At 59.0% G+C, this 10776-nt stretch carries 12 protein-coding genes; 6 read left to right on the top strand and 6 right to left on the bottom strand.

The features are described 5' to 3' along the window. Window positions 1–124 precede the first annotated feature (124 nt). Entirely contained in the window at window positions 125–664 is a 540-nt protein-coding gene (locus tag NW838_RS01770) for a DUF3611 family protein (RefSeq protein ID WP_414332564.1), read from the top strand. A 183-nt stretch (window positions 665–847) separates the two neighbouring features. Here NW838_RS01770 and NW838_RS01765 read toward each other — a convergent pair whose 3' ends face one another. Together NW838_RS01765 and psaK are read right to left on the bottom strand one after the other, a co-directional pair. Beyond that, window positions 848–985 carry a photosystem II reaction center protein K gene (locus tag NW838_RS01765; RefSeq protein WP_414350277.1) on the bottom strand — a complete coding sequence of 46 codons (138 nt, stop codon included), beginning with the start codon at window positions 983–985 and terminating at the stop codon, window positions 848–850. 236 nt (window positions 986–1221) lie between these two features. Further along, window positions 1222–1467, bottom strand: a complete 246-nt coding sequence (gene psaK, locus NW838_RS01760) for a photosystem I reaction center subunit PsaK (RefSeq protein ID WP_414332568.1) — start codon at window positions 1465–1467, stop codon at window positions 1222–1224. Window positions 1468–1848: 381 nt separating this feature from the next. Here psaK and NW838_RS01755 point away from each other — a divergent pair, with 381 nt between their 5' ends. The 3 genes from NW838_RS01755 (at window position 1849) to NW838_RS01745 (ending at window position 4643) form a co-directional block, all read left to right on the top strand. Next, complete coding sequence (locus tag NW838_RS01755; RefSeq protein ID WP_414357492.1) at window positions 1849–2820, top strand: fatty acid desaturase; 972 nt, start codon at window positions 1849–1851, stop codon at window positions 2818–2820. A 1-nt stretch (window position 2821) separates the two neighbouring features. After that, window positions 2822–3703 (top strand): hypothetical protein, encoded by an 882-nt coding sequence (locus NW838_RS01750; protein WP_414427384.1) that lies wholly within the window; start codon window positions 2822–2824, stop codon window positions 3701–3703. Between the two features lie 64 nt (window positions 3704–3767). After that, complete coding sequence (locus NW838_RS01745) at window positions 3768–4643, top strand: SDH family Clp fold serine proteinase (protein WP_414357491.1); 876 nt, start codon at window positions 3768–3770, stop codon at window positions 4641–4643. Here NW838_RS01745 and NW838_RS01740 read toward each other — a convergent pair. After that, window positions 4635–5327, bottom strand: coding sequence for a J domain-containing protein (locus tag NW838_RS01740; protein ID WP_414357490.1), 693 nt, complete (start codon window positions 5325–5327; stop codon window positions 4635–4637). The two genes, NW838_RS01745 and NW838_RS01740, sit on opposite strands and share 9 nt — an antisense overlap. 84 nt (window positions 5328–5411) lie before the next feature. Between NW838_RS01740 and NW838_RS01735 the strand changes: the two genes are divergently transcribed. Continuing rightward, window positions 5412–5705: a DUF3082 domain-containing protein gene (locus NW838_RS01735; RefSeq protein WP_414427383.1), complete on the top strand. Its 294-nt coding sequence runs from the start codon at window positions 5412–5414 to the stop codon at window positions 5703–5705. 74 nt (window positions 5706–5779) lie between these two features. Here the strand turns inward: NW838_RS01735 and sixA are convergent, their stop codons facing one another. The 3 genes from sixA to murA all read right to left on the bottom strand — a co-directional run bounded on the left by sixA (window position 5780) and on the right by murA (window position 10130). After that, the gene (gene sixA / locus NW838_RS01730; RefSeq protein WP_414357488.1) at window positions 5780–6367 is read right to left on the bottom strand and encodes a phosphohistidine phosphatase SixA; all 588 of its coding nucleotides are present in this window, start codon (window positions 6365–6367) and stop codon (window positions 5780–5782) included. 143 nt (window positions 6368–6510) lie between these two features. Next, window positions 6511–8646, bottom strand: a complete 2136-nt coding sequence (locus NW838_RS01725; RefSeq protein ID WP_414427382.1) for a transglycosylase SLT domain-containing protein — start codon at window positions 8644–8646, stop codon at window positions 6511–6513. 185 nt (window positions 8647–8831) lie between these two features. Then, window positions 8832–10130: a UDP-N-acetylglucosamine 1-carboxyvinyltransferase gene (murA, locus tag NW838_RS01720; protein ID WP_414357494.1), complete on the bottom strand. Its 1299-nt coding sequence runs from the start codon at window positions 10128–10130 to the stop codon at window positions 8832–8834. Window positions 10131–10590: 460 nt separating this feature from the next. On the opposite strand from murA, the gene NW838_RS01715 reads away from it, so the two are divergent. Continuing rightward, window positions 10591–10713: a hypothetical protein gene (locus NW838_RS01715; RefSeq protein ID WP_414357486.1), complete on the top strand. Its 123-nt coding sequence runs from the start codon at window positions 10591–10593 to the stop codon at window positions 10711–10713. Window positions 10714–10776: the final 63 nt, after the last annotated feature.

Below are 10776 nucleotides of genomic sequence, written 5' to 3'. Positions count from 1 at the left end.
TCCCGACACCAAGCCTGCGGCTATGGTGCGGGCCTCCAGCCCGAAAATTTGGTGACTGGGGCCGGAGAATGAAGATAGGCTGGAAGCGAACGTTGGTGTTCATCCAGGCGAGCGGGGGAAAAAGATGAACGAGCCCATGTCGCCGTCAGTACGGGCGGCTATCGAGCGGATGAAGTCTCGCTTGCGCATGACTCGTCGCTTTGGGTTTTGGTTCCAGGCAATCTTGGGGGCGACGGCGCTGCTGCTGTGGTTTGGCTTTTTAATCGGCCAAAATACCGTCTATCGAGATGACTCGCTGGGGGCTGTCATCGCCTTCTGGTTCACCTTGTTTACATTGCTCACCCTGGCAGCCGGTCTATTTTTCAACTGGCGCTACTTGCTCCACGCGGAGCGCCGCTCAGCTTCTGCTGATGCCCTAAGCCAATTGGATTTGCCCAAGCAGTTGCAGTTGGTCACCTATGTCAGCCTCATTGGGGCCTTCCTTGCTTTGATTGGTATGGAAGCCCAAGTGGGCGAGCTGTTGGCGCGCATGTTTTCCCGCACCCAGGCCAACCAGGTGACAGGAGTGCTGCTGCTGGCCGCCAACATCAACGTGACGTTTGCCCACTTCGTCTGCTTGGCAGGGGTTCTCTGGATTACCGGTGTCCTCGACCGCGAACCCTAGCGCCGGATCCCTGGCCCAGTTTTGGGAGTCATTGGCATTTACGTTTTTGACCAGTGACAAGACGGCTTGTCGCTTTTGCCGGGGTATAGCAACAAACCCCCCAACCTGGGAGAGGAGCTGGGGGGAAGCACCTCGGCTCTGCCTGAGTTTCCTCCGGACAAGACCTCAGCAGGAGCGATGGCTTCACTTGAAGCCCACTGCCGCTTGCCAGACAAAGGCCAGCAGGAAAAACAGAACAGGGATGATCGGCAAAATGTCGATCAGCGGGTCAAACAATTCATAGCCTTCCGGCAAACTGGCCAGGAGCATCATCGCTGACATGGCAACAAACCTCAGGGGAAAACGCGGCTGAAGGAACTGCTTTTTTCAGAATCGAAATAGAGTGTAACATCACCAAGCAGGGATCCCGGCCAAGTTCAAGAAACTTGACATACCCCCCTGCCTACAGGCAAGGGATTCTGGTTCCTGGTTCTGCGACAGCACTTACTGTGTTGGGTTGTCCCTCCACGACAGCGGTGCTTATTTCCCCAGGCGTTCCCTCTTCCGTTCGCGTCAGCCTAAAGAACGCCAATGTTGGAGAGGCCCAAAACGACCCCCACCCCCAGCAAGTGGCCAAAACTGGCAACCCCGATGACTTCTGGCCAGGTCATTCCCAGTACCGGCCCAGTCTCTGAGGCCACTCCAGAGGAGGATTTGAAGCTCAGGTAAGCCAGCCCTGTGCAGAGCAGAATGATCACGGCGCTCAGGGGGGACCAGGGGCTGGTTTGAGCGGTCAAAGCCAGCGGCGCGACAACAGGCATCATGGTTTTCGTCCTCAACTCAGGTTGACCGACCCTTAGATTACCGCTCCTGCTGAACCCCGGATGGGATCCCCTGGCGATCTACACATGAATTGCAACAGAGGCTGCAACAGAACCTCACACTACGGCTTTTCTCCGGCTTCAGGGACGGTTTGCTATTGCCGGGATCCTGCAGGAATCCTCTAGGTAGGAGAAGAAGGTGCCCCCAGGGCTGTGGTTGATAGGAAAATGAGGCTTGGGCTGAGAAGCTGGGCAGGTCTCTGCCGTATACTAACGAAAGTTAACAAACTTATCTCTTCGATCCCTTTTTGGTGTGATGACTTGGACGCGCTGCCTCGACCCATCCTCCCCGTCTGCACTGTGCCCACCTAAGGATGGCTGCCGATGACTGTTGCTGCTACTGCTGAATCGGCCCACAAACCCTTCGCATTGCCTCGTGAGCTGTTGGGGCCACCCTCGGAATTTTGGAATCCCACCTTGCTGATGTTTTTGGCTGCGGTGGTGCTTTCGGCCTCTTGCTTTGGCGGGTACGCCTTTTGGCACTGGCCCAAATGGATGGTGTTCTGGCTCAATTTTGTGGCCCTCTACGTTTTGGGCACGGTGATTCACGATGCTTCCCATGGCTCGGCCCACCGCAACCGCTTTCTGAACGAGGCGCTCGGACACGGCTCTGCCCTGTTACAGGGTTTTGTCTATCCCGTCTTTAAGCGGGTACACATGCAGCATCATGCCCACGTCAACCATCCTGAAGACGATCCCGATCACTATGTCTCAACGGGAGGGCCGCTGTGGCTGATCGCGCCGCGGTTTTTCTACCATGAGGTGTTTTTCTTTAAGCGGCAGCTCTGGCGGAAAGGTCGCTGGGATCTGCTGGAGTGGGGCTTGAGTCGGCTGGTGGTTATCCTGACCTTTGGTCTGGCCAGCTACTTCGGCTACACCGACTACATCATGAACTATTGGCTACCCCCTGCCTTTATCATGGGGTTCTTGCTGGGCTTGTTTTTTGACTACCTGCCCCATCGCCCTTTTCAATCCCAAGAGCGGTGGTACAATGCCCGCGTCTATCCCGGATGGCTGACCAACATTCTGCTGTTGGGGCAAAACTATCACCTGATCCACCATCTCTGGCCTTCTGTTCCCTGGTACAAATACCAAGCAGCCTACTGGGCAGCCAAACCTGAGCTGGACGCGCGCAACTGCCAGCAAACGCTGGGGATCTGGGAGAAGGGAGAGTTTTGGGGCTTTTTGTACGATGCTCTGATTGGTCTGCACTGGCACAAGCCCACTTCAGCTCACCCCGCTGCGCCAGCCAATCCAGAATCGGAGGGATCCCCTGCGGATCCACAGCTTGGCTAGCATGGTTTGGCCAACGCTGCAAGTCCCGCAGGTGCTGCTGTTTGTGGAGGCGGCCAGTCTGTTGCGAGATTCCAGCCGGGTTTTGCTGCAGGCCGGTCAGGCGACGGCGGATTTGCCGGAGTTGATCGCAGAAGCACAGGCGCGGGCCGAAGCCCAGGTGCAGCTCCTTGGGATCCCGGCAGACTTGCGGGCACAGGTGCGAGGGATCCTCAGGTTGACCTCGCCTCAAGAGGTGTTGGCCTACTTGCAGGACTTGCTGGACAGGGGATCCGGCCCGGATTTGGAAACCTTTTTGGAGCAGGCGGGATCTGCCTCTACGGTGCTGCGCTTTCCCCCTCTGTTGGTGGGGGCTGTGGCTCTGGAGGTGGTGCTGGAGCGGTTGGACTTTTCCCCAGAAGAGCGGGCTGTGGTGCAAGCCCAACGGGATCAATGGGAACAGGCCCTGGCGGAATTGGCCATCCACCACAGGGTTTCCCCAGAGCCGCTCCGGGCCACTGCCGAGACGGTGCTGCGGGCGGCTTCGGCAGAAGAGCTGCTGCAACTGGGGCAGGATCTCCTTCAAGATCTCCAAGATCTCGCTGCTGCCGATTCTGAGCCAGAAGCCGAGCCTCAGGTGGAATTGGCGGGGCCTCTGCTGTTCATGATGGTGGCGGATTACCTGCTGGCCCAAACGGAGTATCCGCTGACCCCGGAGCAGCGGCTGGACTTGCAAACCAATCGCGCCGCGGCAGAAACCCGCTACTTGGCCATGCAAAAGTTGGGCCGCATTGAAAACTTGGCGGAGCAGCAGGCTTATATTCGATCCTGGATTGACCAAGCTTCCGTACCGGATTTGCTGCAGGCTTTGGATCGCTTTTTTGCGGCGTCTGAACCCAACTCATGAGGCTCAGGGATCGCCGAAGATTTTGGATCCCCTATGCTGGAGTCAAAGGGATCCCACTTGAGGTGTGAAAGTGGACTGGGGCAGCCTGTTCTGGATTTTTCTGATCTTCAGCTCTTTGCAACCTCTGCTGAACCGTCGTGCCCAAGAGTTCCGGCGCTTGATGGCCATTCGGGAGTTGGAGCAAAAGCGGGGCAGCCGGGTGATTCTGCTCATTCACCGCCAGGAGTCGATCAGTTTTTTGGGGATCCCGGTTTCCCGCTACATCAGCATCGAGGACTCCGAACAGGTGTTGAGGGCAATTCGCCTTACCCCACCCAATACCCCGATTGATTTGATTTTGCATACCCCCGGTGGCCTGGTGCTGGCCACGGAGCAAATTGCCCGCGCCCTGATCCGCCATCCGGCCAAAGTGACGGTCTTCGTGCCTCACTACGCCATGTCGGGGGGGACAATGCTGGCCCTGGCCGCCGATGAAATCGTCATGGATGCCAATGCAGTCCTGGGGCCGGTGGATCCGCAGTTGGGGGGGTATGCTGCCGCCAGTATTCTGCAGGTGGTGGCGGATAAACCCATTGCCGAAATCGATGACCAAACCTTGATCCTGGCAGATCTGGCCCGCAAAGCGATGCAACAGGTACAGAACTTCGTGCGGGATCTCCTGAAGGACGATGTGCCCAAGCGCAAAATTGCCCCCGAACGCATCGAGCCCCTCATCCAGTACCTAACCAGCGGACAAGTTACCCACGACTACCCCATCACCGCCGAAGAAGCCCAAAGGTTGGGCCTGCCCATTTCTACCGAGTTGCCACCCCAAATCTATGCCCTGATGGACTTGTACCCGCAGGCCACCATGGGCCGTCCTTCTGTACAGTACATCCCTATCCCCTATGATCCCCGCCCCGCTCTGCCCAGAGGGGGATCCCGCTCTGGCCTAGGGTGAACTCTTGGCGTAAGCTTCCATGGCTTCCAGGCGCAGCCCTCTTGCCCGGCGAAACAGCTCTTGTCCGGTGTGCAGGTGGCGATCGTCGAAGTTCAGGGGGAAATACTGCAGCTCCTCTAGAGCGTCCTCTAGGTGGTTGAGGGCGTAGTAGAGGCGAGAAGCCACTCCCCCCAGGCTGCTGGGATTGGGGAGGCGGCCAAAGATCTGCTGGGCTTGGGCCAGTTTCTGGCTACACTCTTCCAAATAGGTGGCGAAGGACTCCAACAGGTCGGGATCAAAGGGATCCGCCGCCAAAGCATTCAACTGAGGCTTTAGGGAAGACAACAAGGGCCCCAACACTCGGTTTAGAGGGGTGTAGACCTGTCGGATCCAGGCTGCACGGGCGATGGCTTCGTGGCTGACGGTTTCACGGGGGGATCCCGTCGGCTGGGGGCGGGGTGAGGTGCGGCTGGAGTGCAGTTGCCGATCGTATTCGCGGCGAGATTGGGGATCCTTGAGCACCGCGTAGGCAGCGTTGATCTGGCGGATGCGCTCAGCGGTGGCCCGATCTTTTTTGGCCAGCAGGCTATCGGGATGGTGATACTTGACCAAACGACGGTAGGCGGACTTGATCTCCTCCGCCGTCGCCCCCACGGAAACGCCCAAAACTTCGTAGTGGGATCCCACTCCCGATCCGCTCTCCATAACCCCTAGGCTTGCCGGAAAGAAAAGAAACTTCCACATTGTACCTGCAGCCTAGAATAAAGGTGAGTTTTCCGGTGCTGCCCCATGTCTTCCGCCTCGCCCCAGGGATCCCCCAACCCTTTCAGTGCCCTCTTGGGGGCCACCATTGCCGTCAGTCTGGGCTACGGTTTTTTTCAACTGCTGCTCTCGATGTTGGCCAAGTTGCCGCCGATCGATGTGGAGATTGGATCGTTGGCCCGTGGAATCAGCATTCTGGTGCGCTACCTGCTGGTCGGTTCCGTTTCCCTGATTGCCTTCATGTTTGCCATGGTGGGGTTGGGGCTGGCGGCCTATTGTGTGCAATTGCTGGGCGAGCGGCTGACCTCCTCTCGGCGCTGAAGCTGGGGGCTGTAGGCACAACTTCTGGCTGACCCGTTGGGCGTTTGTGATGAGCCGAACTTGCCGGCAGCTTCTCAGCGCAACACCACCTTGGGGGAGAGCAACAAAGTCAGGGATCCCTGGCGGTAGTCAATCCGGCCTTCGGCAAAGCGCACTTGGGCTAGGCCCGCTTTTTTGAGGGTGATCGCGTCGGCATGGGCCGGGTTCAGCCCAATGGCCGTTTGCACCCACAGGCTCAGATCCGGCTGGTGACCGACCAGAGCCAAAGACGCCAGAGGTTCCCGCTCTGCTTGCCAGCGCACCAGGTCAGCAAAACTGCCCCCCGGAGCCAGCGGCTCAAACACCTCCACAGCTTCGGCCAGGTTCTCGTCCAAAAAGATCTCAGCGGTCTGTCGAGCCCTCACCAAGGGACTGGTGAGCAGGAGATCCCACCTCCAGCCCATGTTCTTGAGCTGGCGGGCAACCTTGCGGCAACGCTTGCGACCTTCGTCTGTAAGGGCCCGAAAGGCATCCTCGACTTCTGGCCGGGGTTCCTCGGCTATGCCATGGCGAATAAAATCCACGGCCAATTCCTGTCGGGCAGTCTGCTTTTCTGCCGCCCCCTGATGGTGCTCCGCGCTGCTAACGCGAACGCTCTCCTGTTGTTCAGACCCAGAGACCATAGAACTCCAAAACTCTGTCCTGCCGGCGCGAACGGCACTGTTAAGTAAACCTTGGAATCACTGTAACTCTCACAGAATACTGTGCTCTGTCGGGGGAAAAGCCCGCTCCCTCTACGGCAGCACTTCCGCGACAAAACCAGAGATCACGAAGAAGACGAGGGGTTATGCAAGCGCTGGCTGACCAAGGTGCGCCCCTCCTGAGTGTAGAGCTGCCAGTAGTTCCAGTAGTTGCCAAACACGGACTTCACATAGCCCCGAGTTTCGGGGAAGGGGATCTGCTCCACAAACACATCCGGATCCTCGAAGCCAAAGCGGTTCAGCCATCTGGCCACGTTGCCGGGGCCACCATTGTAGCTGGCCAGGGCCAGCAAGGTGTTGTCTTGATAGGTGCGGTGGGTGTAGTCGAAGTACCAGGATCCCAGGTAGAGATTGTCGGCGGGGTTGGTGAGGCTGTACTGGGCCAGGCCGATCTGCTGGGCAATCCAGCGGCCAGTAGCGGGCATCACCTGCATCAAGCCCAAAGCCCCCGAGGCCGAGACGATCTCTGGCTCAAAGCGGGATTCCTGCCGGATCAAAGCCGCCACCATCAAAGGATTGAGGTTAAATTGCCGTGACCAGTGGGCCAAGCCGGGTTGGGCGTAGGGATCCCCGCTCCAGGAATTGTCGGGGCCCGCATAGTAGTGCAGCGGATAGATGGCCTGCCAGAAATCTTGGCGCTGCCTCAACGTCTCCAGCAGGGGATCCGGCTCTTCGCTGAAGCGCAAAGCAGCCACCTGGTTAATGCCCCGCAGGTGATCTCCGGCGCTGTTGCGCAAAATGCCCGTGACAAAGCGCTCGGCAACGCTCATCTGGCGGGGATCCCGCTGCACCGGAGTTTCGCCCTGCCAGCGTTCCCAGGCCAGTTGGCTGGCTCCCATCAAATGCAGGGTTTGCGTAACTGCAGAGACCCCTGGCAACGGTTGGCGCACCGGCTGAAAATCCACCTCCACTCTTTTGCGCCCGCTGTAGAAATCCCCCACCGGCCAGCCCAGTTGCACTGCCGACCGCCAGCCGTAGTAGGTGTGGGGAAACTGACGCAGTACCTGCCGATAGGTCTGCCGAGCTGCCGCCACATCCCCCTGCTGTTCCCGCCATTTGCCCGCCCAGTAGAGCAGTTGTGCCCCCATTTCTGTATCCCGCTGAGCAGATCCGATCTGTTGGGCCAGGGCGATGGCTTGGCTGAGATTGCCTGCTTGTGCTTGGCTCCAGGCCACCGTCCAGGCGGCGTTGGCCGCAGCTTCGCTGGCCGGAAAGCGATCCCAAAGGGCTTGCCGGGTGGCTTGGGCCGATTGGGGGCTGGCGTTGCGATCGTAAAGCTGGCTGAGGCTAAGCAACGCCTCTGGAGCTTCTTTATCTGAGCCGGATCCCACCTGTCGGAGGAGTTCAATTGCCGTCGGCAGGTCGCTCAGTTCCGCCAAACGGCGACGGGTGAGGGAAGCCTCTGGCCCATCGGGGAACTGTGCCAGCAGCGCTTGGTAAGCCGCTCTGGCCTGAGGAAACTCCCGCGAGATCTGGTGGCTGCGACCCCAGCGGTAGAGGTTCTGAGAGGTGGCGGGGGCACGTCCATAGGCCCGGGCAGCTTTGCCGTACTCCCGTTGCTCCCAGTAGGCATCGGCGAGGATCTGCCAGTCGGAAGCCGTGAGGGATCCCTCTTGAGCCTGCCGCCAGCGATCCAGCAACGGCGTTAGCCCAGGGGTTTGCGGGTGATGTTGGGCCAAATCCCGCAGCAGGTCATAGCGGTCGGGATCCAGCTCCAGCAAATGCTTGAGGGCACGTCCGGTCAGCGGATGGGTGGGAAATTGCTGCCGCAGCCGATCCACCTGGTCCATCCCCCAGAGGGCATAGGCAGCGACAGGGCTGTGGGGATATTCCTGCAAAATCTTGGGCCACCAGATCCCTTGGGCTGTTTCCTTGTCCTGCAACTGTTCATAGGCTTGGGCCCTGAGCTTCCAAATCTCTTCCCTCAGAACCGGCAGGCTCTCTTCCAGCCCCTGCAAATGCTTCAAGGCAGATTGCGCTTGGCCGGCCTGTAGCGCTGCATAGGCTTGCAGAAAGGCCACTGTGGAAGTTTGAGGCAGTTGCGCCGGATCCCTGTCTTCTGGTGCAGAGGCCACCTCCGCGGTTTCTGCCCAGGATGAGGTGTAGAAGCCCCAGACGGCCCCACCCAGAGCTGCTCCCGCTGCCAGCACACCGGCAGCCCATCTTATCCAGCGTCGTTTGCTGCCTGGCAGGACCCCCATGCTTTGCCTCCCCACCACCGCTGAACTAAGATACTCAACCCGACTGCGTTGAGCCACCGGACGACTCGATACTTGCAACATGGCTGGAAAGCTCACCCAGCAAGCGGTCGCCGCGCATTGTGGCCAGGCGATAGGCAGGGAGAGATGCAACGATTTCTTCAAACTTCAAACGGCGGTGAAACGGCTCATTTCCCCAATTGCGCTGTCGGGCTTTCGCTGCGGTACACCTTGGCCCCGACACTGCGCAGCTTTTCATCAATGGCTTCGTAGCCCCGGTCGATGTAGTGCAATCCGTGGATCGTGGAGCAGCCTTCAGCCGCCAGACCGGCCAACACCAGGGCCGCACCCGCCCGCAGGTCGGTAGCCACCACCGGAGCGCCGGAAAGGGACGGCACCCCTCGGATCAGGGCCACTCGGTTCTTCAGGCGAATATCGGCTCCCATGCGATTCAGCTCGGGAATGTGGTGCATGCGGTTTTCAAACACTGTCTCCTCAATGGTGCAACTGCCCTCGCTCAAGGCGGCCAAAGCCATGATCGGCGCCTGCACATCGGTGGGGAAACCAGGATAGGGCAGCGTTTGAATATCGGTTGCCTGACACAGCCAGCCTGAGCTCAGTTGAGCCGGGGCAATGCGCAGCCGGTTTGGGCCTTCCTCTTCCACCCGCAGCCCCATCGCTTGCAACTTGGCGATCACCGCCCGCAGATGATCGGGAATGACAGGGCCAACCGTGAGGTGAGAGCGGGTAATGGCCCCGGCAATGAGATAGGTGCTGGCCTCGATGCGGTCGGGAATGACCGTGTACTCTGTTCCATGCAAGCGGGGCACCCCTACCACCACAACCGTATTGGTGCCGACACCGCGAATGCGGGCCCCCATGGCTTGACAAAAACGGGCTAGATCCGCCACCTCCGGCTCTTGGGCGGCGTTCTCGATCACCGTTTCTCCATCCGCCAGCGTAGCGGCCATCATCAAGGTCTCGGTGGCACCGACGCTGGGATAGTCCAGGTAAATACGGGTTCCCAACAGTTTACGGGCATAGGCATGAACCACCCCATGCTCGATTTGTACCGTCGCCCCCAAGGCTTGTAGACCCCGCACATGCAGATCCACAGGACGAGACCCGATCGCACAGCCGCCGGGCAAGGGAACTCTGGCCACCCCCAGCCGCGCCAACAGAGGCCCTATTATGAAAAAGCTGGCCCGCAACTGGCTGACCAATTCATAGGGAGCTTGAGAGGTTTTCAGGGAGCTGGCATCCAGGTCGAGGGTATTGCCAACATGGGAAACCTTAACTCCCAGCGTGGCCAGGATCTGTCCCATGCGTTCAATGTCCAGCAGACGGGGCACATTGTGAATTCGACAAGCCTCAGGAGCCAAGATGGCCCCGGCCATCAGCGCCAAGGCAGAGTTTTTCGCCCCGCCAATGGGGATGTGGCCACTTAGGGTCTGCTTGCCGGTTATCTGCAGCACTGGCCCCATCATCTCAGGTGAGGGTGCAATTCCGGTCAAGCCTGGCGAAGATCCCAAGGACTCTATCCTACCGACATGCTGCGGCTCTGCGCCGTGCGGAGCACGATCAGTGAAGTCTCTCAATCTTCCTCCTCACCTAACAAAGAATACACATAGGAAAGGCGGCCTCTTTCCAGGAAATACTCTGGAGAGAGAAGCAGCCAAATGCGCAAGCAGAAACTCGGTAGAGGAAGGAAGAGAAGGGCTGTCGATGCTGCCCTCATCTTACCCAAGTTCCTGGTTTGCGACAGCAGTTCCGGCAACTCGGCCAAAGGGATCTGTCCCGCCGACCTGGACAAAGCCGAAGCCTTGTCATCCTCAAGACACCTGGGAGCATCCCACAGTGCGCTGAGGAAAGCCGACCGACCTCCGTGCATCTAGAGATGAAGAGATAAAAATCTCAAAGATGCCTCGCGTTGGAGGTTAGGTTGGGATGGGCCTCAGCCTACCGGCAAAATGGGGATCCCTGCTGCTTTTTGAGAAAGACCGTCTTCAGCAGACGGGGATCCTCAGCACAGCCGGATGGGGTTTAGCCCAGCGGCAAGAAGCAGTATGATACTCATGAGAAGCACTTGCAATAACGATGGGAGACAGCCGATGATCGCCACTCAAGTCTCTG

Source organism: Synechococcus sp. R55.2 (assembly GCF_047462075.1).
GTDB lineage: Bacteria > Cyanobacteriota > Cyanobacteriia > Thermostichales > Thermostichaceae > Thermostichus.
This window is presented reverse-complemented; position numbering and strand designations above follow the sequence as displayed.